General features: G+C 42.4%; 35 protein-coding genes, 1 rRNA gene and 1 pseudogene. 35 read left to right on the forward strand and 2 right to left on the reverse strand.

The window, feature by feature from the left end:
- Window positions 1-3 precede the first annotated feature (3 nt).
- The 32 genes and pseudogenes from rpsC to BMZ06_RS12870 all read left to right on the forward strand — a co-directional run bounded on the left by rpsC (window position 4) and on the right by BMZ06_RS12870 (window position 17,925).
- A pseudogene (gene rpsC, locus BMZ06_RS12715) lies at window positions 4-670 on the forward strand (30S ribosomal protein S3).
- Window positions 664-1,098 (forward strand): 50S ribosomal protein L16, encoded by a 435-nt coding sequence (rplP, locus tag BMZ06_RS12720; RefSeq protein WP_014641428.1) that lies wholly within the window; start codon window positions 664-666, stop codon window positions 1,096-1,098. The pseudogene rpsC and the gene rplP overlap by 7 nt, the downstream one beginning before the upstream one ends.
- Window positions 1,088-1,288 carry a 50S ribosomal protein L29 gene (gene rpmC, locus BMZ06_RS12725; RefSeq protein WP_008636054.1) on the forward strand — a complete coding sequence of 67 codons (201 nt, stop codon included), beginning with the start codon at window positions 1,088-1,090 and terminating at the stop codon, window positions 1,286-1,288. The genes rplP and rpmC overlap by 11 nt, the downstream gene beginning before the upstream one ends.
- Before the next feature lie 24 nt (window positions 1,289-1,312).
- Window positions 1,313-1,576 (forward strand): 30S ribosomal protein S17, encoded by a 264-nt coding sequence (gene rpsQ, locus BMZ06_RS12730; RefSeq protein WP_089752383.1) that lies wholly within the window; start codon window positions 1,313-1,315, stop codon window positions 1,574-1,576.
- Between the two features lie 42 nt (window positions 1,577-1,618).
- Entirely contained in the window at window positions 1,619-1,987 is a 369-nt protein-coding gene (rplN, locus tag BMZ06_RS12735; RefSeq protein WP_014641430.1) for a 50S ribosomal protein L14, read from the forward strand.
- A gap of 39 nt (window positions 1,988-2,026) precedes the next feature.
- A complete protein-coding gene (rplX, locus tag BMZ06_RS12740; RefSeq protein WP_089752384.1) occupies window positions 2,027-2,338 on the forward strand; it encodes a 50S ribosomal protein L24 in 312 nt (103 codons plus the stop codon).
- Window positions 2,339-2,364: 26 nt separating this feature from the next.
- Window positions 2,365-2,904: a 50S ribosomal protein L5 gene (gene rplE / locus BMZ06_RS12745; protein ID WP_014641432.1), complete on the forward strand. Its 540-nt coding sequence runs from the start codon at window positions 2,365-2,367 to the stop codon at window positions 2,902-2,904.
- A gap of 26 nt (window positions 2,905-2,930) precedes the next feature.
- The gene (locus BMZ06_RS12750) at window positions 2,931-3,116 is read left to right on the forward strand and encodes a type Z 30S ribosomal protein S14 (RefSeq protein ID WP_014641433.1); all 186 of its coding nucleotides are present in this window, start codon (window positions 2,931-2,933) and stop codon (window positions 3,114-3,116) included.
- Between the two features lie 30 nt (window positions 3,117-3,146).
- Window positions 3,147-3,545 carry a 30S ribosomal protein S8 gene (gene rpsH / locus BMZ06_RS12755; protein WP_089752385.1) on the forward strand — a complete coding sequence of 133 codons (399 nt, stop codon included), beginning with the start codon at window positions 3,147-3,149 and terminating at the stop codon, window positions 3,543-3,545.
- A gap of 31 nt (window positions 3,546-3,576) precedes the next feature.
- Window positions 3,577-4,113 carry a 50S ribosomal protein L6 gene (gene rplF, locus BMZ06_RS12760; protein WP_089752386.1) on the forward strand — a complete coding sequence of 179 codons (537 nt, stop codon included), beginning with the start codon at window positions 3,577-3,579 and terminating at the stop codon, window positions 4,111-4,113.
- Window positions 4,114-4,148: 35 nt separating this feature from the next.
- Window positions 4,149-4,511 carry a 50S ribosomal protein L18 gene (gene rplR, locus BMZ06_RS12765; RefSeq protein ID WP_089752387.1) on the forward strand — a complete coding sequence of 121 codons (363 nt, stop codon included), beginning with the start codon at window positions 4,149-4,151 and terminating at the stop codon, window positions 4,509-4,511.
- A gap of 20 nt (window positions 4,512-4,531) precedes the next feature.
- On the forward strand, window positions 4,532-5,029 hold the full coding sequence (gene rpsE / locus BMZ06_RS12770; protein ID WP_014641437.1) for a 30S ribosomal protein S5: 498 nt from the start codon (window positions 4,532-4,534) through the stop codon (window positions 5,027-5,029).
- Window positions 5,030-5,047: 18 nt separating this feature from the next.
- Window positions 5,048-5,233, forward strand: a complete 186-nt coding sequence (gene rpmD / locus BMZ06_RS12775; RefSeq protein WP_014641438.1) for a 50S ribosomal protein L30 — start codon at window positions 5,048-5,050, stop codon at window positions 5,231-5,233.
- Between the two features lie 27 nt (window positions 5,234-5,260).
- Entirely contained in the window at window positions 5,261-5,701 is a 441-nt protein-coding gene (gene rplO / locus BMZ06_RS12780) for a 50S ribosomal protein L15 (RefSeq protein WP_089752388.1), read from the forward strand.
- Entirely contained in the window at window positions 5,701-6,993 is a 1,293-nt protein-coding gene (gene secY / locus BMZ06_RS12785; RefSeq protein WP_089752389.1) for a preprotein translocase subunit SecY, read from the forward strand. Before rplO ends, secY begins: the two co-directional genes overlap by 1 nt.
- A 41-nt stretch (window positions 6,994-7,034) precedes the next feature.
- A complete protein-coding gene (locus BMZ06_RS12790; RefSeq protein ID WP_014641441.1) occupies window positions 7,035-7,688 on the forward strand; it encodes an adenylate kinase in 654 nt (217 codons plus the stop codon).
- The gene (gene map / locus BMZ06_RS12795) at window positions 7,685-8,431 is read left to right on the forward strand and encodes a type I methionyl aminopeptidase (RefSeq protein WP_089752390.1); all 747 of its coding nucleotides are present in this window, start codon (window positions 7,685-7,687) and stop codon (window positions 8,429-8,431) included. Before BMZ06_RS12790 ends, map begins: the two co-directional genes overlap by 4 nt.
- Window positions 8,432-8,447: 16 nt before the next feature.
- Window positions 8,448-8,783 (forward strand): KOW domain-containing RNA-binding protein, encoded by a 336-nt coding sequence (locus BMZ06_RS12800; protein WP_014641443.1) that lies wholly within the window; start codon window positions 8,448-8,450, stop codon window positions 8,781-8,783.
- A complete protein-coding gene (gene infA / locus BMZ06_RS12805; protein ID WP_035543089.1) occupies window positions 8,761-8,979 on the forward strand; it encodes a translation initiation factor IF-1 in 219 nt (72 codons plus the stop codon). Before BMZ06_RS12800 ends, infA begins: the two co-directional genes overlap by 23 nt.
- A gap of 29 nt (window positions 8,980-9,008) precedes the next feature.
- Complete coding sequence (gene rpmJ / locus BMZ06_RS12810) at window positions 9,009-9,122, forward strand: 50S ribosomal protein L36 (RefSeq protein WP_002509257.1); 114 nt, start codon at window positions 9,009-9,011, stop codon at window positions 9,120-9,122.
- A gap of 23 nt (window positions 9,123-9,145) precedes the next feature.
- Window positions 9,146-9,511: a 30S ribosomal protein S13 gene (gene rpsM / locus BMZ06_RS12815; RefSeq protein WP_014641445.1), complete on the forward strand. Its 366-nt coding sequence runs from the start codon at window positions 9,146-9,148 to the stop codon at window positions 9,509-9,511.
- A gap of 29 nt (window positions 9,512-9,540) precedes the next feature.
- Window positions 9,541-9,936 carry a 30S ribosomal protein S11 gene (gene rpsK, locus BMZ06_RS12820; RefSeq protein WP_089752391.1) on the forward strand — a complete coding sequence of 132 codons (396 nt, stop codon included), beginning with the start codon at window positions 9,541-9,543 and terminating at the stop codon, window positions 9,934-9,936.
- Between the two features lie 179 nt (window positions 9,937-10,115).
- Entirely contained in the window at window positions 10,116-11,060 is a 945-nt protein-coding gene (locus BMZ06_RS12825; protein WP_014641447.1) for a DNA-directed RNA polymerase subunit alpha, read from the forward strand.
- 43 nt (window positions 11,061-11,103) lie between these two features.
- Entirely contained in the window at window positions 11,104-11,463 is a 360-nt protein-coding gene (rplQ, locus tag BMZ06_RS12830; RefSeq protein ID WP_089752392.1) for a 50S ribosomal protein L17, read from the forward strand.
- 197 nt (window positions 11,464-11,660) lie between these two features.
- Window positions 11,661-12,500: an energy-coupling factor ABC transporter ATP-binding protein gene (locus BMZ06_RS12835; protein WP_089752393.1), complete on the forward strand. Its 840-nt coding sequence runs from the start codon at window positions 11,661-11,663 to the stop codon at window positions 12,498-12,500.
- Window positions 12,476-13,348 carry an energy-coupling factor ABC transporter ATP-binding protein gene (locus BMZ06_RS12840; protein ID WP_089752394.1) on the forward strand — a complete coding sequence of 291 codons (873 nt, stop codon included), beginning with the start codon at window positions 12,476-12,478 and terminating at the stop codon, window positions 13,346-13,348. The genes BMZ06_RS12835 and BMZ06_RS12840 overlap by 25 nt, the downstream gene beginning before the upstream one ends.
- Window positions 13,341-14,138 carry an energy-coupling factor transporter transmembrane component T family protein gene (locus BMZ06_RS12845; RefSeq protein ID WP_089752395.1) on the forward strand — a complete coding sequence of 266 codons (798 nt, stop codon included), beginning with the start codon at window positions 13,341-13,343 and terminating at the stop codon, window positions 14,136-14,138. The genes BMZ06_RS12840 and BMZ06_RS12845 overlap by 8 nt, the downstream gene beginning before the upstream one ends.
- Window positions 14,139-14,153: 15 nt before the next feature.
- Window positions 14,154-14,897, forward strand: a complete 744-nt coding sequence (truA, locus tag BMZ06_RS12850; RefSeq protein ID WP_089752396.1) for a tRNA pseudouridine(38-40) synthase TruA — start codon at window positions 14,154-14,156, stop codon at window positions 14,895-14,897.
- 189 nt (window positions 14,898-15,086) lie between these two features.
- On the forward strand, window positions 15,087-15,524 hold the full coding sequence (gene rplM / locus BMZ06_RS12855; RefSeq protein ID WP_089752397.1) for a 50S ribosomal protein L13: 438 nt from the start codon (window positions 15,087-15,089) through the stop codon (window positions 15,522-15,524).
- Between the two features lie 19 nt (window positions 15,525-15,543).
- On the forward strand, window positions 15,544-15,936 hold the full coding sequence (gene rpsI / locus BMZ06_RS12860; RefSeq protein ID WP_014641454.1) for a 30S ribosomal protein S9: 393 nt from the start codon (window positions 15,544-15,546) through the stop codon (window positions 15,934-15,936).
- 134 nt (window positions 15,937-16,070) lie between these two features.
- Complete coding sequence (cwlD, locus tag BMZ06_RS12865) at window positions 16,071-16,799, forward strand: N-acetylmuramoyl-L-alanine amidase CwlD (protein ID WP_089752398.1); 729 nt, start codon at window positions 16,071-16,073, stop codon at window positions 16,797-16,799.
- Between the two features lie 73 nt (window positions 16,800-16,872).
- Window positions 16,873-17,925, forward strand: a complete 1,053-nt coding sequence (locus BMZ06_RS12870; RefSeq protein WP_014641458.1) for an Mrp/NBP35 family ATP-binding protein — start codon at window positions 16,873-16,875, stop codon at window positions 17,923-17,925.
- 46 nt (window positions 17,926-17,971) lie between these two features.
- Here BMZ06_RS12870 and gerD read toward each other — a convergent pair whose 3' ends face one another.
- Window positions 17,972-18,616 carry a spore germination lipoprotein GerD gene (gene gerD / locus BMZ06_RS12875; protein WP_089752399.1) on the reverse strand — a complete coding sequence of 215 codons (645 nt, stop codon included), beginning with the start codon at window positions 18,614-18,616 and terminating at the stop codon, window positions 17,972-17,974.
- Window positions 18,617-18,754: 138 nt separating this feature from the next.
- Here gerD and BMZ06_RS12880 point away from each other — a divergent pair, with 138 nt between their 5' ends.
- The gene (locus BMZ06_RS12880) at window positions 18,755-19,354 is read left to right on the forward strand and encodes a KinB-signaling pathway activation protein (protein ID WP_089752400.1); all 600 of its coding nucleotides are present in this window, start codon (window positions 18,755-18,757) and stop codon (window positions 19,352-19,354) included.
- 36 nt (window positions 19,355-19,390) lie between these two features.
- Here the strand turns inward: BMZ06_RS12880 and pdaB are convergent, their stop codons facing one another.
- Complete coding sequence (pdaB, locus tag BMZ06_RS12885; RefSeq protein WP_089752401.1) at window positions 19,391-20,149, reverse strand: polysaccharide deacetylase family sporulation protein PdaB; 759 nt, start codon at window positions 20,147-20,149, stop codon at window positions 19,391-19,393.
- 122 nt (window positions 20,150-20,271) lie between these two features.
- Here pdaB and BMZ06_RS12890 point away from each other — a divergent pair, with 122 nt between their 5' ends.
- Window positions 20,272-20,493 carry a hypothetical protein gene (locus tag BMZ06_RS12890; protein ID WP_089752402.1) on the forward strand — a complete coding sequence of 74 codons (222 nt, stop codon included), beginning with the start codon at window positions 20,272-20,274 and terminating at the stop codon, window positions 20,491-20,493.
- A 394-nt stretch (window positions 20,494-20,887) separates the two neighbouring features.
- Window positions 20,888-21,016, forward strand: a 16S ribosomal RNA gene (locus tag BMZ06_RS12895); the annotation flags it as partial.

A 21,016-nucleotide genomic window follows, 5' to 3' on the forward strand; every position in this document is an offset into this window, starting at 1 on the left:
TCAGTGGGTCAAAAAATTAATCCAGTAGGTCTTCGTATCGGCGTCATCCGTGATTGGGAATCCAAATGGTACGCTGGCAAAGACTACGCAGACTTGTTACATGAAGATATTAAGATTCGTGAATTTGTTGAAAAACGTCTAAAAGACGCTGCTATTTCTACTGTTGAAATTGAACGTGCAGCTAACCGCGTAAACATCACCGTACACACGGCGAAACCAGGTATGGTTATCGGTAAAGGCGGCTCTGAAGTTGAAGCGCTTCGTAAAGCTCTCAACGACTTGACCGGCAAACGCGTTCACATTAACATTGTGGAAGTTAAAAAGCCTGATTTGGATGCTACACTTGTAGCCGACAATATCGCTCGTCAGTTAGAAAACCGTGTTTCTTTCCGTCGTGCTCAAAAACAAACACTTCAACGCGCTATGCGTGCAGGAGCTAAAGGTATTCGTACCCAAGTATCTGGTCGTCTAGGTGGCGCGGATATCGCTCGTGCAGAATATTACAGTGAAGGAACAGTACCACTACACACACTTCGTGCAGACATCGATTATGGAACTGCAGAAGCAGACACCACTTACGGAAAACTTGGTGTTAAAGTGTGGATCTACCGTGGAGAAGTCCTTCCAACTAAAACAGACAAGTAAGGAAGGGGGAAAAGCATTATGTTAATGCCAAAACGTGTTAAATATCGTAAACAACACCGTACTAGCTTAAAAGGCCGTGCAAAAGGTGGTACTGAAGTATCATTCGGAGAGTATGGTTTGCAAGCTATCGACCCAGCGTGGATCACAGCCCGCCAAATCGAGGCATCGCGTATTGCGATGACTCGTTATATGAAACGTGGCGGTAAAGTATGGATCAAAATCTTCCCTGACAAGCCTTATACTGCTAAACCCCTAGAAGTTCGTATGGGTTCTGGTAAAGGTGCTCCAGAAGGTTTCGTAGCCGTAGTGAAACCAGGGAAAATCATGTTTGAAATCGCAGGAGTTTCTGAAGAGGTGGCGCGCGAAGCACTTCGCCTTGCATCTCACAAACTTCCGATTCGTACTAAATTTGTAAAACGTGAAGAAATTGGTGGTGAAATCAATGAAGGCTAATGAAATCCGCGAATTAACCACTGCCGAAATTGAACAAAAAGTTAAGTCTCTAAAAGAAGAACTTTTTAACCTGCGCTTTCAGCTGGCAACAGGTCAACTTGAGAACACTGCTCGTATTCGTGAAGTTCGCAAGTCCATTGCACGTATGAAAACTGTTGCTCGCGAACGTGAGCTAGGCGTAAATAACTAATAGATGAGAGGAGGTCACCCTCACATGACTGAACGTAACAATCGTAAAGTTTACACTGGCCGTGTCGTATCTGACAAAATGGATAAAACCATCACTGTCTTAGTTGAAACTTACAAATTCCACAAACTTTATGGCAAACGCGTAAAGTATTCTAAAAAATTCAAGACTCATGACGAAAACAACCAGGCTAAAAATGGAGATGTTGTCCGTATTATGGAAACTCGTCCGCTTTCAGCAACGAAACGTTTCCGCCTGCTAGAAGTCGTAGAAGAGTCCGTAATTATCTAATTAAAGTTCGCTCGGAGTTAATCCGAAGGGAGGTTACATGGTATGATTCAACAGGAGTCTCGTTTAAAAGTTGCAGACAACTCTGGTGCCCGTGAAATCCAAACGATTAAAGTTTTGGGCGGATCTGGTCGTAAAACAGCAAATATCGGTGACATTATCACCGCAACTGTGAAACAAGCAACACCAGGGGGCGTTGTTAAAAAAGGTGAGGTAGTGAAAGCAGTTATCGTACGTTCTAAAAGCGGTATGCGCCGTAAAGATGGTTCTTACATTCGTTTCGATGAAAACGCAGCAGTAATCGTTCGTGATGATAAAGGACCACGCGGTACTCGTATCTTTGGACCGGTAGCTCGTGAACTTCGTGAAGCTAAATTCATGAAGATCGTATCTCTAGCTCCAGAAGTATTATAATGTATGAACGAAATGCCTTGGTAAGGAGGTGCGCGAAGTATGCACGTAAAAAAAGGTGACAAAGTAATGGTTATTACTGGTAAGGATAAAGGCAAACAAGGAACGATCCTTGAAGCTTATCCTAAAAAGGAACGTGTTCTTGTTGAAGGTGTTAACGAAGTTAAAAAACACGCTAAACCATCTCAAGAAAACCCACAAGGTGGAATCCTGACACAGGAAGCACCTATCCACGTTTCTAACGTATTGCCGATCGATCCTAAGACTGGCGAACCAACCCGTGTTGGATACAAAGTCGAGGACGGCAAGAAGGTTCGTATCGCGAAAAAATCTGGTGAAGCACTAGATAAATAATCCGGATAGGAAAGGAGGGCCACACGATGAACGAACTACAAAAACAATATCAAGAAGAAATTGTTCCATCTTTGATGAACAAATTTGAATATGAGTCAGTTATGCAGACGCCTAAAGTCGAGAAAATCGTTATCAACATGGGTGTTGGTGATGCTGTTCAGAACGCAAAAGCTCTGGATACAGCAGTAGAAGAATTAACATTAATTTCAGGTCAGAAGCCTGTCATTACGAAAGCTAAGAAATCAATCGCAGGTTTCCGTCTACGTGAAGGTATGCCTATCGGTGCGAAAGTTACCCTTCGCGGAGAGCGTATGTATGAATTCTTCCAAAAGCTTATCTCAGTATCTCTACCACGTGTGCGTGACTTCCGTGGTATTTCTAAAAAAGCTTTTGACGGACGTGGAAACTACACACTTGGCGTTAAAGAACAATTAATTTTCCCAGAAATTAATTACGATAAAGTAAATAAAGTGCGTGGTATGGACATCGTTATCGTTACTACAGCTGATTCTGACGAAGAAGCTCGTGAGCTATTGACTCAATTCGGTATGCCGTTTCAGAAATAACGATCTAACCATAAGGAGGGAAAATAGTGGCTAAAAAATCAATGGTCGCGAAACAGAAGCGTAACCAGAAGTATCAAGTACGTGAGTACACACGCTGTGAACGTTGCGGACGTCCTCACTCTGTACTTCGTAAGTTTAAGCTTTGCCGTATTTGTTTCCGTGAACTTGCATATAAAGGACAAATCCCTGGTGTCAAAAAAGCCAGCTGGTAAACCCGAGACAGGGAAGGAGGTAAATGAGTTATGACAATGACAGATCCAATTGCAGATATGCTTACGCGTATTCGTAACGCTAACATGGTACGTCACGAGAAGCTTGAGCTCCCAGCTTCCAACTTAAAGAAAGAGATTGCTGACATTCTAAAACGTGAAGGTTTTGTACGTGATTATGAATATGTTGAAGACAGTAAACAAGGCGTTCTTCGCATCTTCCTTAAGTACGGACAAAGCAACGAACGTGTAATCAGCGGTCTAAAACGTATCAGTAAACCAGGACTACGTGTTTACGCAAAAGCTGAAGAGCTTCCAAAAGTTCTTAATGGACTTGGTATAGCCGTAGTATCTACTTCAAAAGGTGTATTAACAGATAAAGAAGCTCGTGAACAAGCCATCGGTGGCGAAGTCCTAGCTTATATCTGGTAGAAAACTCAGATAAGACAGGAGGTGCAAAAATATGTCTCGCGTAGGTTTAAAAACATTAGAAATTCCTGAAGGTGTAGAAATCAATCAGGATAACAATACAATCACAGTAAAAGGTCCAAAAGGCGAATTGACTCGTACTTTCCACAAGGACATGACAGTGAAGATTGAAGATAATGTTCTTACAGTAGAGCGTCCTAGTGACCACAAAGAACATCGTGCTCTTCACGGTACTACCCGCAGCCTGATCGCTAACATGGTTGAAGGTGTTTCCAAAGGATACGAAAAATCCCTTGAAATTATTGGTGTAGGTTATCGTGCTCAAAAGCAGGGGGAAAAAGTCGTTATTAACGCTGGCTATTCCCACCCTGTTGAGGTCCCTAGCCGCGAAGGTATTGAAATTGAAGTCCCTACCAACACGAAGTTAACCATCAAAGGTATCGACAAAGAATTAGTCGGAGCTGTTGCTGCTAAAATTCGTGCGATTCGTCCACCAGAACCTTATAAAGGTAAAGGTATTCGTTACCAGGGTGAGCGTGTACGCAGTAAAGAAGGTAAAACAGCTAAGTAAGATTCGTAGGTAATGTATAGAAAGGAGTGACCCAGATGATCACAAAGGCAGATAAGAATGTCGTTCGTAAAAAGCGTCATGCACGCGTTCGTAAGAATGTTTTCGGAACAGCTGAACGTCCGCGTTTGAACGTATATCGCTCTAACAAACACATTTATGCTCAATTAATCAATGACGAGAGCCAAGTAACTGTAGCGAGCGCATCTACTATGGAAAACGGCTTTGATCTAGACGTAACAGGTAACGTAGAAGCTGCTCAAAGAGTCGGCGAATTGCTTGCGAAGCGTGCGGTTGATAACGGTTATGAAGCCGTAGTATTTGACCGCGGAGGTTACTTGTACCATGGACGTGTGAAAGCTCTAGCAGAAGCCGCGCGTGAAGCCGGCCTACAATTTTAATCGTTAAAGGAGGGACATAAATGAATAACAAAATTGACCCTAATAAATTAGATCTTGAAGAACGCGTAGTAACAATCAATCGTGTTGCAAAAGTTGTAAAAGGCGGACGCCGTTTCCGTTTTGCTGCATTGGTTGTTGTAGGAGATAAAAATGGTCATGTAGGTTTTGGTACAGGGAAAGCTCAAGAAGTACCAGAAGCTATCAAAAAGGCAATTGATGATGCTAAGAAAAACCTAATTACAGTACCAATTAAAGATACGACTATTCCACACGAGATCACTGGACGTTTCGGTGCAGGAAGCATCTTGATGAAACCAGCTGCTGAAGGTACTGGAGTCATCGCAGGTGGACCTGTCCGTGCGGTACTTGAGCTTGCAGGTGTTCAAGACATCCTTTCTAAGTCACTAGGTTCTAACACACCAATTAACATGGTGCGTGCAACACTTACTGGACTTAGCGAGCTTAAGCGCGCAGAAGACGTTGCAAGACTTCGTGGGAAGTCCGTAGAAGAACTGTAGGATAAGGAGGGAAATATAATGGCTAAAAAACAATTAGAAATTACCCTCACGCGCAGTGTTATTAGTAGACCGAAGGATCAACGCTCTACTGTCAAGGCGCTGGGTCTGAATAAGATCCGCCAAACTGTCGTACTTGAAGATAACCCAGCGATCCGAGGTATGGCTAATAAGGTATCTCACCTTGTATCGATTAAAGAAGTTTAACTAGAAAAGAAATAAGGAGGTGCTCGCATGAAACTGCATGAACTAAAAGCGGCAAAAGGCGCTCGTAAAGAACGTAATCGTGTAGGTCGTGGAATGGCTTCTGGAAATGGTAAAACATCTGGTCGTGGCCACAAAGGACAGGGTCAGCGCTCTGGAAGCAAGACTCGTCCAGGCTTCGAAGGTGGACAAATGCCATTATTCCAGCGTCTTCCAAAACGTGGTTTCACTAACGTACACCGTAAGGAATTTGCGATTATCAACCTTGATGCTCTTAACCGTTTTGAAGAGGGAACAGAGGTTACTCCTGAACTAATGCTTGATTCTGGTGCGGTAAGCAACCAAAAATCCGGAATTAAAGTTCTTGGTAAAGGATCTATCGATAAAAAACTTACAGTGAAAGCTCATAAGTTCTCTGCTTCAGCGAAAGAAGCAATTGAAGCAGCGGGCGGTCAAACTGAGGTGATTTAATGTTCCGTACAATCTCCAATTTTATGCGCGTGGGTGATATTCGACGGAAAATCTTTTTCACTTTAGCTATGTTGATCGTATTCCGGTTAGGGACATTCATTCCTGTTCCATTTACAAACAGAGATGCTATTAACTTCATGGATGAACAAAACGCTTTCGGCTTTTTGAACACATTTGGAGGCGGGGCATTACAGAATTTCTCCATCTTTGCCATGGGGATCATGCCTTACATTACAGCCTCAATCATCATGCAATTGTTACAGATGGATGTTGTCCCTAAGTTTGCGGAATGGAAAAAGCAAGGTGAAGTTGGCCGTCGAAAATTAGCTCAGTTTACCCGCTATGGAACGATCGCTCTCGCTTTCATTCAGGCAATTGGAATGTCAATCGGATTTAATGCCCTGGCAGGCGGTCAATTGATCGTAGATCCAGGCGTTACGAAATTCCTGGTAATTGCTCTGGTATTAACAGGCGGAACAGCTTTCCTAATGTGGCTTGGTGAACAAATCACATCCCACGGCGTCGGAAATGGTATTTCCATTCTGATATTTGCGGGTATTGTAGCTGCGATTCCTACCGGTGTTAACCAGTTGTATGATCAGTATATCTCCGGTGCAGGAGATCAGCTGTTTATCAATCTTGTGATCATTGCGTTAATCGCACTTGTTATAGTGGCCGTTGTAGTTGGAGTTATTTTCATCCAGCAGGCACTGCGTAAAATTCCTATCCAGTATGCCAAGCGCTTGGTAAACCGTTCTCCTGTTGGAGGACATTCAACACATTTGCCAATCAAGGTTAATGCTGCGGGAGTAATTCCGGTAATCTTCGCGATATCCTTTATTATCGCGCCTAGAACAGTAGCTGGATTCTTCGAAAATAGTGAAATAGCATCTGTTATTCAATATATCTTTGATTACCAGAATTGGCCTGGAATGATAATCTATGTAGCGTTGATCATTGCCTTCACTTATTTCTATACATTTGTCCAGGTTAACCCAGAACAAATGGCAGAGAACTTGAAGAAGCAAGGCGGGTATATCCCGGGTATACGTCCTGGTGCAAATACAGAAACGTATTTGACGCGAGTGATGTACCGGTTAACGTTTGTAGGATCTATCTTCCTGGCAGCAGTCTCAATCCTGCCGATCATCTTAGGTTCTGTGGCACAACTGCCGCCAACCGTTCAAATTGGCGGAACCAGCTTACTCATCGTTGTTGGGGTTGCTCTGGAAATGATGAAACAGCTGGAGAGTCAGCTTGTAAAACGTCACTATAAAGGTTTTATTAAATAATTAGTGAAGAACTAATGAATAATGAGAGCGAGGGGAACACGTTGAACTTAATTCTGATGGGTCTTCCTGGTGCTGGTAAAGGCACACAGGCAGAGAAGATAGTCGAAAAATATAACATCCCTCATATCTCAACTGGAGATATGTTCCGTTTAGCTATCAAAGAAGGAACAGCGCTAGGTAAGGAAGCAAAATCATATATGGACAAAGGCGAATTGGTTCCGGATGAAGTTACAATCGGAATCGTTCGCGAGCGTCTGAGCAAACCGGATTGTAAGGAAGGCTTCCTTCTGGATGGCTTTCCAAGAACCATTGCTCAAGCTGACGCCCTTGAAAATTTGTTAAGCGATATGGATGACACGTTAGATCATGTGCTTCATATTGATGTTCCAAAAGACCAACTCATCGAGCGTCTGACTGGACGACGCATCTGCCCGACTTGCGGTGCCACTTATCATGTAGTATTCAATCCTCCAAAAGAGGAAGGAAAATGCGACCATGATGGCTCTGAGTTGATTCAACGAGAAGACGATCAGCCGGAAACTGTAAGGAAGCGCCTTGAAGTGAATGTGGAACAACAACAGCCACTTCTGGACTTCTACCGTGACAAAGGATATTTAGTATCTTTTGAAGGGGATAAGGATATCAACGACGTATTCAAAAACATTGATGAAGTACTTGGAGACCTGTCTAAATGATTAGTTGTAAAACACCACGGGAATTAGATATTATGCGTGAAGCTGGCAGAATAGTCGCCTTAACGCACCAGGAGTTGGAACGAAATATCCAGCCAGGCGTTACAACTGGCGAATTGGATAAGATTGCTGATGATTTCATACGCAGTATGGATGCAATCCCATCTTTTAAAGGTTATAATGGATTCCGTGGTAGTATTTGCACATCGGTCAATGAAGAGCTCGTCCATGGAATACCTGGTGATCGGGTATTGGATGAAGGAGATATTATCAGTATTGATATTGGTGCTAAATACCAAGGTTATCATGGTGACTCCGCCTGGACTTATCCAGTCGGTACTGTAGATGATAAAACATTGGATTTGCTAAAAGTGATAGAGACATCATTGTTCAAAGGACTTGATGAAGCAAACCCAGGTGAGCGCCTTTCAAATATATCCCATGCCATTCAAAGCTATGCTGAATCGAAAGGATATTCGATTGTACGTGAGTATGTAGGACACGGAGTAGGTAAGGAGCTTCATGAGGATCCCCAGATCCCTCATTATGGTCCACCGAATAAAGGTCCTCGGCTTAAGCCTGGAATGGTATTGGCTGTAGAACCAATGGTGAACGCGGGGACACGTTATGTGAAGACCCTGCCGGATCGTTGGACTGTGGTCACAAAAGATGGTAAAATGTGTGCGCATTTTGAACACACCATCGCGATTACAGAAGAGGGTTACGAAGTATTAACAAAATCCTAAATGAAGGTGATCGTGTTTGAACGAATCTGAGTCGAGTCCACGAATAGGTCAAATTGTTCGTATTGTGCAGGGGCGTGAGGCAGGACAGTATGCGGTAGTTATCGATGTACTGGATGGCCGCTTTGTGCTGCTTGCCGACGGAGAGAAACGTAAGTATGATCGACCAAAGAAAAAGAATTTGCAGCATATTGAGCTTATGGATTTCATCTCTCCGGAAGTCCAGAACAGCCTTCTAGAAACTGGTCGTGTCACAAATGGCAAGCTTCGATTTGCCGTATCAAAATATGTCAATGAAGCAGTGACTGATTTGAAGAAGGGAGATCAACTCGATGGCGAAAGACGATGTAATTGAAGTAGAGGGGACAATCGTTGAAACCTTACCAAATGCACAGTTTAAGGTTGAACTCGAGAACGGTCATACCGTATTAGCGCACGTTTCTGGTAAAATTCGCATGCACTTCATTCGAATTCTACCAGGGGACAAAGTGACGGTTGAGCTTTCCCCGTATGATTTAACTAAAGGACGTATTACGTACCGTTATAAATAAAAACTCCGATCTTAAAGGAGGTATGGATGATGAAGGTAAGGCCTTCTGTAAAACCAATTTGCGAAAAATGCAAAGTCATCAAACGAAAAGGTAAAGTCATGGTAATCTGTGAAAACCCTAAGCATAAACAAAAACAAGGTTAATCTGAAGGAGGTGTACGTAGCACATGGCACGTATAGCAGGTGTAGACGTTCCGCGCGATAAGCGCATCGTCGTTTCATTAACTTATATATATGGTGTTGGTAAATCACTAGCTGCTGAGATTCTGGCTGAAGCCGGCGTTTCAGAGAACACTCGTGTTCGCGATCTTACAGAAGACGAACTTGCTAAGATTCGTAAAGCAGTTGATAACCAAAACGTTGAAGGTGATCTTCGCCGTGAGAACTCTCTAAACATTAAACGTTTGATTGAGATCGGTTCTTACCGTGGAATCCGTCACCGCCGCGGGCTTCCGCTTCGTGGACAAAAGACAAAAAACAACTCTCGTACACGTAAAGGCCCACGTCGTACAGTGGCCAACAAGCGTAAATAAACGAAAGATAAAGGAGGTAAGCTAACCTTATGGCACGTAAAGGACACACACGTACTCGTAAACGTAAGGCGAAAAAGAATATAGAGTCGGGAATGGCACACATCCGCTCTACATTCAACAACACAATCGTTACGATCACTGATGTTCAAGGAAACGTCATCAGCTGGAGCAGTGCAGGTTCCCTAGGTTTCAAAGGATCCCGTAAATCTACTCCATTTGCTGCTCAAATGGCTTCAGAAGCTGCAGCGAAAGATGCTATGGACAACGGTATGAAAACTCTAGAAGTTACAGTTAAAGGCCCTGGTGCAGGTCGTGAAGCAGCGATCCGTTCACTACAAGCAGCAGGTCTTGATATCACGGCAATCCGTGACGTGACTCCAGTTCCACACAATGGTTGCCGTCCACCAAAACGTCGTCGCGTATAATAGTTCTGAATAGAATTTGTCACCCTGTCTATAATGGGTTATGATAGGTTTTTAAATCAATCGCATGTAGACAGTGAAAAAAGCAGTTGTCTTTGTATCGGAACTGCCTACCTGAGGAATTTCGGTTAGACTAGAGGTCTAACCGGGGTTTCGACGTTTTGAAGGAGGGTTTAGTGTAAATGATCGAAATTGAAAAGCCAAAAATTGAAACGGTTGAGATCAGCGATGAGTCCACTTTTGGTAAGTTCGTCGTAGAACCGCTTGAGCGTGGGTATGGTACAACTCTAGGTAACTCCTTGCGTCGTATCCTATTATCCTCACTTCCTGGCTCTGCTGTAACATCAGTTCAAATTGAGGGTGTTCTTCACGAATTCTCGACTATTGATGGTGTCGTAGAAGATGTAACCACTGTCATTTTGAATCTGAAGAAACTAGCTTTGAAAGTTTATTCTGACGAAGAAAAGACTTTAGAGATTGATGTTCAGGGTGAAGGAAAAGTCACAGCTGCAGATATTACGCATGATAGTGATGTTGAAGTTCTTAACCCGGATCTTCATATCGCCACATTAGATAGCACAGCTAATCTTCGCATGCGTATTACAGCGGAACGTGGTCGAGGATATCGACCTGCAGAAGGAAACAACCATGAGGACCTGCCAATTGGCGTGATCCCGGTTGATTCAATCTTTACGCCAGTATCCCGCGTAACGTATCAAGTTGAAAATACAAGAATTGGTCAAACTTCAAACTTCGATAAACTTACTTTGGACGTGTGGACAGACGGAAGCATTCGTCCCGAAGAAGCCATTTCTCTTGGAGCTAAGATCTATATGGAACACCTCAATATCTTTGTCGGCTTAACTGATGAAGCTCAAAAAGCTGAAATCATGGTTGAGAAAGAAGAGGACCAAAAAGAGAAAGTTCTCGAGATGACGATTGAAGAGCTTGATCTTTCCGTTCGTTCATACAACTGCTTGAAGCGTGCTGGTATCAATACAGTACAGGAACTTGCGAATAAATCGGAAGAAGATATGATGAAAGTCCGAAACCTTGGACGCAAGTCACTTGAAGAAGTGAAGTACAAGTTGGATGAACTTGGACTAGGTTTAAGAAAAGAAGACTGATTAATAGAGCATCACAGAGTTAACGGTAAGGGAGGGATTATCAATGGCTAGAAAACTAGGACGTACAACTGATCAACGTATGGCGCTTCTTCGCAATTTAGCGACCGACTTGATCATTCATGAGCGTTTAGAAACAACAGAAGCTAAAGCAAAAGAGCTTCGTTCTGTAGTAGAAAAAATGATTACTCTAGGTAAACGCGGCGATCTTCATGCCCGTCGTCAAGCTGAGTCATTCCTCTATAAGGCTGACGCTGATGAAGAAGGAGATCAAACAGCTTTACAAAAGCTATTCTCTGACATTGGCCCACGCTATGAGGACCGTCAAGGTGGTTACACTCGCGTGCTTAAGCTAGGCGAGCGTAAAGGTGATGGAGCTAAAATGGCGATCATTGAATTAGTTTAATGACTACCACTGGTATAAAAGGGCAGGAATGAATCTCATCGTGAGGTTGAATCCAGCCCTTTTTTTATTTGTCAAAAATACTATATATACTTTGGCCTGAAGGTCTCAAAAATATGTTATGGATGTAAGCAAAAGTCTGAAATCCTGAAATATGTCGTATTTCCTGGGAAATAGTCAGATGAGTGGAGGAGAATTGAATGGGGAACACTCAGATCGAGTTTAGAAATGTTTCATTTCGGTACCAGGAAGATATGCCGTGGGTTCTGAAAGACGTAAGTTTTACGATTTATAATAATGAATGGGTAGCGATGATTGGTCATAACGGCTCTGGGAAATCTACCATTGCTAAGTTAATGAATGGTTTGTTATTTCCTCAAGAAGGGGAAATCCTAGTAGACGGACAGCCCGTAACCGCTTCTACTGTATGGGATATACGGAGGAAAGTAGGAATGGTTTTTCAGAATCCGGACAACCAATTTGTTGGTACTACTGTTAGAGATGACGTGGCTTTTGGTATGGAGAATCACGGTATGGCAAGAGACTTAATGTTAGAACGTATTACAGAGAGCTTAGAAGCCGTTGGGATGAATGGTTATGAACGCCATGAACCTCATCGGCTTTCTGGAGGGCAAAAACAAAGGGTTGCCATTGCCAGTGTTCTAGCCGTATCGCCCCAATATATTATTTTGGATGAAGCAACTGCGATGCTTGATCCTAAAGGTCGAAAAGAAATTATGGAAACCATTCGAGAAGTGCAATCCGCGCGGGATCTTTCTCTCATCACTATTACTCATGATTTATTAGAAGTTACACAGGCGGACAGGGTGATTGTAATGAACAAGGGAGAGATTTGGATGGAAGGTACTCCAAGAGAACTCTTCGCTAAGAAGGAACAATTAATTGAAATTGGCTTAGATACTCCTTTTGTAAGCAAACTGGCAGATGAATTAAAGGACGCTGGTCTGCCTCTAACACGTGAGCCACTGAATCACCAGGAGTTACTGGAGGAATTATGGACATTTCATTCGACAAGGTAAGTTATACCTATCAACCTAATACCCCGTTTGAGCACCGAGCGTTGGATGAGGTCTCCTTTAGGATCAACTCCGGTTCCTACGTAGCTGTAATAGGTCATACAGGATCAGGTAAATCGACTCTTATCCAGCATTTGAATGGATTGCTTCAACCGACTAGTGGTGAGGTAAAAGTTGGAGAGTACCACCTTAAGGCTAATGAAAAAAACAAGCAGCTTAGAAAGCTCCGTGAACAAGTAGGGGTTGTTTTTCAGTACCCGGAGCACCAGTTATTCGAAGAAACCGTAGCAAAGGATATTGCATTTGGTCCTCAGAATTTTGGGGTGCCGCAAGAAGAAATCCACCGAAGAACACGAGAAGCCGTAAAAGCAACTCAAATTCATGAGGATCTCCTTGAACGATCTCCTTTTGATCTAAGTGGAGGTCAAATGCGTCGGGTAGCTATTTCGGGAGTTCTTGCTATGAATCCACAAGTCCTTGTGCTTGATGAGCCAACTGCAGGTCTGGATCCTAATGGCCAGAAAGAAATTATGGATATGTTCCATCGACTGCATAAAGATAAACAACTCACTACGATTCTTGTCACTCACAGCATGGAAGATGCACTTGCTTATGCAGATCATATTGTGATTCTCAATCAGGGGAAAGTTTATATGGAAAGTGCTCCTTTGGAGATCTTTAAACAACAACAAGCGCTTGAAGATGTGCAGCTTGATGTTCCTGAGGTTATACAGTTTGTAACAAAAGTCAGGGATCAGCTCGGAGTGGAACTTGAATACACGGGTCAGAGCATAGCAGAATTAGCAAAGGAATTAACCCGTATAGTGAAAGGGGACCGGGTGTATGAGTAATTCAATGATCATCGGTCAGTATATCCCTGGTGATTCTTTTGTTCACCGGCTGGATCCAAGGTCTAAAATTGCAATTATTTTTTTCTTTGTCATCATTGTGTTTTTTGCTAATTCTGTTATGAGCTATGGACTTCTTGCTTTATTTGCTATCGGTAGTGCTGCTACTTCCCGTATCCCGCTCAGTTATATTATGAAGGGCTTAAAACCCGTATGGTTTTTGGTGATTTTCACTTTTCTTCTTCACCTTATAGTAACCAAACAGGGAGAAGTATTGGTCAGTATATTAGGGTGGGAGATATATGAAGAGGGTCTTATTCAGGGAGCTGCGATATCCCTTCGATTCTTTCTATTAATCATGGTGACGTCCCTTTTAACATTTACGACTACACCTATTGAAATTACTGATGCGATAGAAGAGCTTTTAGGTCCCTTGAAAAAAGTTAACTTTCCTGTACACGAACTGGCCTTAATGATGTCTATTTCTCTAAGATTTATTCCTACTCTTATGCAAGAAACAGAGAAAATATCAAAGGCACAGGCTTCCCGGGGAGTAGATTTCCGCACAGGCTCATTTAAGGACCGTGTGAAGGCTGTAATCCCTCTTTTGGTACCTTTATTTGTCAGTGCTTTCAAAAGAGCTGAGGAGCTTGCTATGGCCATGGAAGCGCGAGGGTATCAAGGCGGTGAAGGCCGGACAAAATTAAGAGAACTTCACTTAGGTAAAACAGATGTCTATTTATATATTTTGTTCATTTTATTAGTGATCGGGCTTTTCTTAACCAGAAGTTAAATGGAGGAACACGTTTTGCAGCGAATACGATGTATCATTCAATATGACGGTACCAACTACGCGGGGTATCAAGTTCAACTAAATGGAAACACCGTACAGGAGGAGTTAGAAAAAGTTCTTACTAAAATGCATAAGGGCCGGAGAATAAAAGTAATAGCTTCGGGGCGAACGGACTCCGGGGTGCATGCGATCGGACAAGTCATTCATTTTGATACCGAGCTGACGCTTCCAATGGAGAATTGGAAGCGTGCTCTGGCTACTATGCTTCCTGCAGACATCACGGTAACAAAAGCGGAACCAGTAAGCAGTGATTTTCATGCTCGCTATGATACCACTGGAAAAGAATACCGCTATTTCATTTGGAATTCTAAAGAACCCAATATTTTTAAGCGCCACTACTATTATCATATTAGAAAAGAATTGGATGTCCCGGCTATGAAAGATGCTTGCCGGTATATAGAAGGGGAGCATGACTTTACTTCTTTTTGTTCACCAAAGTCAGATGTGAAAGGCAGCAAAGTACGCACCATTCATCAGGCTTCTGTTGCCCAGAGGGGTGAAGAACTTATCTTTCAATTCAAAGGTTCAGGTTTCTTGTATAATATGGTGAGAATCATTGTAGGCACATTGCTTGAAGTAGGGCATCACGAAAGAGAACCAGCAGATATTCCGTTTATTATTGAGAAAGAGAATCGTGAATTCGCAGGAAATACGGCTCCTCCTCATGGACTTTTCTTATGGAAGGTCGATTATGAATAAGGGCGGATAGTAATTTTTTTATAATAACAACGATTCCTGGTGTGTATTCTCTTGACATTAGTAATAAGAGTGTTATATTATATTCTATGGCATTTTATTTCTATACCACGATTAGCCCCGGAAACTAATCGTATTTGAGATAAATAAACGAAGCTTTGTAAAAATTAACAATTCAGGAGGGAAACCGACATGCGCACAACTTTCATGGCAAATGAAAACAACGTGGAACGTAAATGGTATGTTGTGGATGCTGCAGGGCAGACACTTGGCCGTTTATCAAGCGAAGTTGCTGCGATCCTTCGCGGTAAAAATAAACCAACGTACACTCCCCATGTTGATACAGGTGATCATGTAATCATCATCAACGCTGGAGAGATTCAACTGACTGGCAACAAAATCAATGACAAGATCTACTATCGTCATTCAAACCACCCAGGTGGTTTGAAGGCCCGTACAGCTAACGAAATGCGTAATAAATACCCAGAGCAAATGCTAGAACTTGCTGTTAAAGGTATGCTGCCAAAAGGAAGCCTTGGACGTAAGATGGGCAAAAAACTTCATGTTTATGCTGGTAACGAACACAAGCATGAAGCACAACAACCAGAAGTTTACGAACTTCGCGGATAATAAAAGGAGGTAATCAAGAGTGGCACAAGTACAATACTCCGGTACTGGACGTCGTAAGAAATCAACTGCTCGTGTACGTCTTGTTCCAGGAACTGGTCGTGTAGTAGTCAACAAACGTGATGCTGAAGACTTCTTTCCATATGAAACTCTTCGCATGATTCTGAAACAGCCTCTAGCTGTTACAGAAACAGAAGGTAACTATGATGTTTATGTAAACGTAGACGGTGGAGGATTCACTGGACAAGCTGGTGCAATCCGTCACGGTATCGCTCGTGCTTTGTTAGAAGCAGATCCAGAATACCGTACACCACTAAAACGCGCAGGATTGCTAACGCGTGACGCACGTATGAAAGAGCGTAAGAAATACGGTCTTAAAGGTGCTCGTCGTGCTCCACAGTTCTCCAAGCGTTAATATCTTTTTATCAAACCCTCTGGCCTATCCGGCCGGAGGGTTTTTTGGTTTCTAAAAGGTATGACATTTCACCTGTTCATATTCTTCACTCTTGTCCCATATAGTGAATTAGGGAGTGTAAGGAGTGTGGAATAATGATCCGTAAAATGAAGACCCCCTTATGGTTAGTGGGAATAATTATACTTGTCTGCCTTGTATCTTATCCACTGCAGGAAGCAAAAGACGCCTGGACTATGTGGTCATCTCCTTTATCGGGAAAGATTATTGTTCTTGATCCGGGACATGGAGGGCTGGACGGTGGTGCAGAAGGAACAGATGGTACACAGGAGAAAGAGATCACGCTTCGTATGAGTGAGTACTTACGTGATTATCTGCAAGAAGCAGGGGCGCTTGTGTATTTAACCAGAAACGAAGATAAGGATCTCGCTTCTGAAAATGCCGGAAGTTTATCAAGACGGAAATCAGAAGATATTCGGAACAGAGTCCAGTACATTAAAGAAAAAGAAGCGGATTTTTATTTAAGCATTCATTTAAACGCTATTCCATCTCCTAAATGGAGAGGAGCTCAGACTTTCTTTAATTCAAACAACCCCCAAAGTGAACATCTGGCTAAATTCATTCAATCTGAAATTAGAACAAATCTTGAAAACACCGACCGGCAGGCCATGGATTTGACATCCATTTATCTTCTTAAACATGTAGAGGCACCAGGTGCACTGGTGGAAGCCGGTTTTCTCTCGAACGGAGAAGAACGGGAGCTGCTAAAGTCGGAGGAATATCAAAGAAAAATGGCCGCCTCCATTTACCAGGGTGTACTTCGCTATGTGACAGAGAGAGAATATTCTTCTGAAAATGGATTGTAAGCATATTACTTAGAAAGCGTTTCAGATATGTTATACTAGCATTATTGAACATTTCTAAGGATGGTGAACGGCTTTGTTAACACAAGAAAAAGTACTCGAAATCCTTCATCCAATCGAAGATCCGTTTTTACATAAAACGTTAGAAGAAACCGGTGGGATTGAAGATATATCAATTAAAGAAGAAAAAAACCATGTAAGTGTTAAGGTCTTGATTGCAAAGACAAACACGGCAGAACAAATGGAACTTCAACAGACTATAGTGAATGCACTGAAGAGTGGCGGAGCAGCTACTGTAGGGCTCCGGTTTGACCAGCTTCCAGAAGACGTAATCAATAAATTTCAACCGGAAGCAGAAAGTCAGCAGGAAGAATCGTTACTGGATGGCGGCTCCAATACAAAATTCCTTACCATTGCCAGCGGTAAAGGCGGCGTTGGTAAATCAACAGTTACGGTCAACTTGGCAGTAGCACTTACGCGATTAGGTAAAAAAGTAGGAATCATTGACGCTGATATCTATGGCTTCAGTGTTCCGGATATGATGGGTGTGGAAGAGCGCCCGGTTGTACGCGGGGAAAAGATTATCCCTGTTGAGCGATTCGGAGTAAAAGTCGTTTCCATGGGCTTCTTCGTGGAAGATAACTCTCCGATCATTTGGAGAGGTCCTATGCTTGGCAAGATGCTGACCAGCTTCTTTAAAGAAGTGGAGTGGGGCGACCTTGACTATCTACTTCTTGATTTACCGCCAGGAACAGGGGATGTAGCTTTGGATGTTCACTCCATGCTTCCTTCGTCTAAGGAAATTATTGTGACGACTCCTCACCCAACTGCGGCCTTTGTAGCTGCACGAGCTGGGCAGATGGCTTTGAAGACAGAGCATGAAATCTTGGGAGTTATCGAGAATATGGCTTACTTTGAAAGTAAGGAAACAGGAAATAAAGAATTTGTCTTTGGACGCGGAGGAGGAACGAAGCTTGCTGAGACACTGCAAACCGGCGTGCTCGGTCATATTCCTCTACAGCAGCCGTACGAAGATGAAGATGTCTTTGCTCCTTCCGTTTACCAATCCGATCACCCAATTGGGTTAAGCTACCGGAATATTGCTGCTAAAATTATCGATAAGTATTAAATAAGAAATCACGCGTTTCCCTTAAATAAAGGGAAACGCGTGATTTTTACTGAGAAGATTCGCCACCCTGTTCCTGGCTGCCGCTGCCGGATTGTTCTTCACTTCCACCTTGCTGGCCTTCTCCTCCGGAAGAAGAACCTTCACCGGTTTTCATTTTTTCTGCAGCCTTTAACATCGTTTCACTCATCTTGGCTTGAACCACAGGGCTATTTAATGTCTCCTGGATTGTCTTCTCAAGATGTTCACGGAATTTCTGTCCCTGCATAACCGTAACCATTTGATCCATCATTTCAGGATTCTTGTATATCTCAATTAAGAGTTTCTGGTATTCAGGGTCTTTCATTAAACCTTTCATTAGATCCTTTTCTTGTTCTTCCAAGGTTTTGCTAAAACCTTGTACGAATGTAGGATCAGCAAACAGCTTACTCCAAAACTCTTTTCCTTTTTCAGACACTAAGGTGTCGCTGACCGATTGGGCCACTACTTCGGATTCAAGAGTCATGGATTGCTGCATTTTTTCATCAGAGAGAACTTCCGTGAGGGCATTTTTACCTTCATCGGTTTTCAATATATCCACAATCATTTTTTTCGTTGTATCATAATCCGCCTGTTGGCTTGCTCCTGAGCTGCCGTTACAAGCTGCCAGGAAAACAAGAATAATGACGGGACATAAAAAGCGTATTTTGGACATGATAGGATGTCCCCTTTCTTTTGTTCTCCTTGGTCTTACTATTCGCGTTTCGACAAATTTTATACGGCAGGAGGAAAAAAGCCGCGCTTCATGATAAAATACGTAGGAAAATCTTTTTTGCATTTAGGGGGAACATGCGTGAATAGTCGTAAATGGGTGAGGTTATTTTTAACGACGCTGCTGCTTGGCGGAGTTTTAACCCTTGTAACCAGTTTTATATTTAAACAAGATTCTTATGTCGAAGTTCTTCAGCCATTTCAATTATTTGAATTAGTGGGTTTAATATTATTCTTTTCCGGCCTTGGATTTATATTCAGCGTCATTAGTCAGATGGGCTTTTTTGCTTATCTAACGGTTAATCAGTTTGGAAAAGGCTTATTCAGATCTTTTTGGCCTGCACTACAACTATTTTTAATTGCCTTTACATTATTTGATCTCGTTTATTTCCGTTATCAAGCGGCTGAAGAAGGTTCAATCGGAGTATATTTACTAACAGCGCTGGGAATCTTAGCTATATCCCTGGTGGTAGCATTCATAAAGGCAAAGGAGACGAAGTCTTATGCTTTTATTCCAGCTCTGTTTTTTATGGTAGTTGTTACCACGGTAGAATGGGTTCCTGCTTTGAGAGCACAGGGAAGTGACTATATATGGATGATGATTATTCCACTCCTTGCTTGTAATGCTTATCAGCTTCTAGTTCTTCATCGCCTGACAAATAACAAGGAAAACGCTGCTTAAATTAATCAGCCACTGTGGACTCACAGTGGCTGATTTTTAATTAATTTGAGTAGTTTCCGATTCACCGCCGCTTACCAGTTCGGATATGCTGACAAATTTTAACCCTTTTTGTTTCAACCCAGGAAGAATGACTTCCAAAGCTTTTGGTGTCTGCTTAACAGAATCTGAAGCGTGTAATAAAATAATATCTCCTTTTTCACCCTCGTTTAAAACTTGGTCAATGATGGCGTTTGTTCCGGGATTTTCCCAATCTCTAGGGTTGAGACTCCACTGCACAGCCTGCATGCCTTCATTTTCAATCAGCTTCAGCACCTCTTTATCCATATGTCCATGAGGAGGCCGGATCCATTTAATTTCTTCAAATCCCAGTTTTTCAAAAGCTTCCTGAGCTTTACTCAAATCTGAACGTACTTGTTCAGGTTTGAGTTCTAAATAGCTTTCATATTCATATCCCATCATTCCTATTTCATGCTTTCCTTCCTGGATAGCTGTAACAATATCGGGGTGGCGTTCGGCCCACTCACCGCTAACAAAAAAAGTGGCCTGGGCCTGGTGCGATTCCAGCTGCTCTAAGATTTCATACACTTTGTCGCTTCCCCAGCTAATATTAAAAGTCAAAGCGACAAACGATAATTCCTCACTCCCCTGGGTTAATGCTCGAGGTTCGCCATTATTAGAGAAAACAGGAAGTTGGCTCCATTGACCTAACCAAAGAAATAACGCACAAAATAGTGCTAGTACTACTACAACGCCATATCGCTTTAACCGTTCCACTTTCCACGTGTAAAAGCTCAAAGTTTCTGCAACTCCTTCCTTCCAATATGTTCTATACATATGAAAAAAAGGACAACCTATGCTAAAAACAATGAAATTGGGGTAAAAATATAAAAAGATTGGTTATCAGGGAGGTTCTGGCTATGCACGGAATAATAATCAATGATCAAGAACAACGTGAAATGGAATATCTTTTAAAAAGAGAAATGGAAGAAATCACATTTGATCTAGGAGACCACCGAATAGACTCCGGGATTAAAAGAGCTATGGAAGAACGGTATGATGTTTTATTTCAAATATTCAGGAGGTTTGGCTCCCGGGAAGAATGTCTGCAATACATGCCGAAAAAGAAAAAAGAGAACTAAACTTACGCTAAAGTTCAGGGACTACCCTGAGCTTTTTAGTTTTCTTAAACTCCTATATATAGAGGAATACAAAGAGGATTTTAAAAAAAGATAAAAAAATCCTTTAAAAGTATTGCATTCTATTTTTAATCCATGGTATATTATTAATCGTTGTCGGGAAAGGCGAGCGAACATAAAGCAAACCGAAAACGGCAAACAAAAAATCATTTAAAAAAGTTGTTGACTTAAACGAGTCACAATGATATGATTATTAAGTCGCTGTTTTGAAGCGGCCAACCAAAACTTTTGATCTTTGAAAACTGAACGAACCAACCAGTACGTCAAGATATTCTTTCATTATAGAAGGAATTCAAACAAGCACATTCGGTGTGCAAAGAGCTAATCAATCTCAACTTTTATGGAGAGTTTGATCCTGGCTCAGGACGAACGCTGGCGGCGTGCCTAATACATGCAAGTCGAGCGCGGGAAGCAAGCGGATCCCCTTCGGGGGTGAAGCTTGTGGAACGAGCGGCGGACGGGTGAG

Source organism: Halobacillus alkaliphilus, from assembly GCF_900113125.1.
GTDB lineage: Bacteria > Bacillota > Bacilli > Bacillales > Halobacillaceae > Halobacillus > Halobacillus alkaliphilus.

Excerpts from the sequence above, each read along its gene's own strand:
- rplP (WP_014641428.1), top strand. The coding sequence starts at position 664 with ATGTTAATGCCAAAACGTGTTAAATATCGTAAACAACACCGTACTAGC.
- rpmC (WP_008636054.1), top strand. The coding sequence starts at position 1,088 with ATGAAGGCTAATGAAATCCGCGAATTAACCACTGCCGAAATTGAACAA.
- rpsQ (WP_089752383.1), top strand. The coding sequence starts at position 1,313 with ATGACTGAACGTAACAATCGTAAAGTTTACACTGGCCGTGTCGTATCT.
- rplN (WP_014641430.1), top strand. The coding sequence starts at position 1,619 with ATGATTCAACAGGAGTCTCGTTTAAAAGTTGCAGACAACTCTGGTGCC.
- rplX (WP_089752384.1), top strand. The coding sequence starts at position 2,027 with ATGCACGTAAAAAAAGGTGACAAAGTAATGGTTATTACTGGTAAGGAT.
- rplE (WP_014641432.1), top strand. The coding sequence starts at position 2,365 with ATGAACGAACTACAAAAACAATATCAAGAAGAAATTGTTCCATCTTTG.
- rpsH (WP_089752385.1), top strand. The coding sequence starts at position 3,147 with ATGACAATGACAGATCCAATTGCAGATATGCTTACGCGTATTCGTAAC.
- rplF (WP_089752386.1), top strand. The coding sequence starts at position 3,577 with ATGTCTCGCGTAGGTTTAAAAACATTAGAAATTCCTGAAGGTGTAGAA.
- rplR (WP_089752387.1), top strand. The coding sequence starts at position 4,149 with ATGATCACAAAGGCAGATAAGAATGTCGTTCGTAAAAAGCGTCATGCA.
- rpsE (WP_014641437.1), top strand. The coding sequence starts at position 4,532 with ATGAATAACAAAATTGACCCTAATAAATTAGATCTTGAAGAACGCGTA.
- rpmD (WP_014641438.1), top strand. The coding sequence starts at position 5,048 with ATGGCTAAAAAACAATTAGAAATTACCCTCACGCGCAGTGTTATTAGT.
- rplO (WP_089752388.1), top strand. The coding sequence starts at position 5,261 with ATGAAACTGCATGAACTAAAAGCGGCAAAAGGCGCTCGTAAAGAACGT.
- secY (WP_089752389.1), top strand. The coding sequence starts at position 5,701 with ATGTTCCGTACAATCTCCAATTTTATGCGCGTGGGTGATATTCGACGG.
- map (WP_089752390.1), top strand. The coding sequence starts at position 7,685 with ATGATTAGTTGTAAAACACCACGGGAATTAGATATTATGCGTGAAGCT.
- infA (WP_035543089.1), top strand. The coding sequence starts at position 8,761 with ATGGCGAAAGACGATGTAATTGAAGTAGAGGGGACAATCGTTGAAACC.
- rpmJ (WP_002509257.1), top strand. The coding sequence starts at position 9,009 with ATGAAGGTAAGGCCTTCTGTAAAACCAATTTGCGAAAAATGCAAAGTC.
- rpsM (WP_014641445.1), top strand. The coding sequence starts at position 9,146 with ATGGCACGTATAGCAGGTGTAGACGTTCCGCGCGATAAGCGCATCGTC.
- rpsK (WP_089752391.1), top strand. The coding sequence starts at position 9,541 with ATGGCACGTAAAGGACACACACGTACTCGTAAACGTAAGGCGAAAAAG.
- BMZ06_RS12825 (WP_014641447.1), top strand. The coding sequence starts at position 10,116 with ATGATCGAAATTGAAAAGCCAAAAATTGAAACGGTTGAGATCAGCGAT.
- rplQ (WP_089752392.1), top strand. The coding sequence starts at position 11,104 with ATGGCTAGAAAACTAGGACGTACAACTGATCAACGTATGGCGCTTCTT.
- BMZ06_RS12835 (WP_089752393.1), top strand. The coding sequence starts at position 11,661 with ATGGGGAACACTCAGATCGAGTTTAGAAATGTTTCATTTCGGTACCAG.
- BMZ06_RS12840 (WP_089752394.1), top strand. The coding sequence starts at position 12,476 with ATGGACATTTCATTCGACAAGGTAAGTTATACCTATCAACCTAATACC.
- BMZ06_RS12845 (WP_089752395.1), top strand. The coding sequence starts at position 13,341 with ATGAGTAATTCAATGATCATCGGTCAGTATATCCCTGGTGATTCTTTT.
- rplM (WP_089752397.1), top strand. The coding sequence starts at position 15,087 with ATGCGCACAACTTTCATGGCAAATGAAAACAACGTGGAACGTAAATGG.
- cwlD (WP_089752398.1), top strand. The coding sequence starts at position 16,071 with ATGATCCGTAAAATGAAGACCCCCTTATGGTTAGTGGGAATAATTATA.
- gerD (WP_089752399.1), bottom strand. The coding sequence starts at position 18,616 with ATGTCCAAAATACGCTTTTTATGTCCCGTCATTATTCTTGTTTTCCTG.
- BMZ06_RS12890 (WP_089752402.1), top strand. The coding sequence starts at position 20,272 with ATGCACGGAATAATAATCAATGATCAAGAACAACGTGAAATGGAATAT.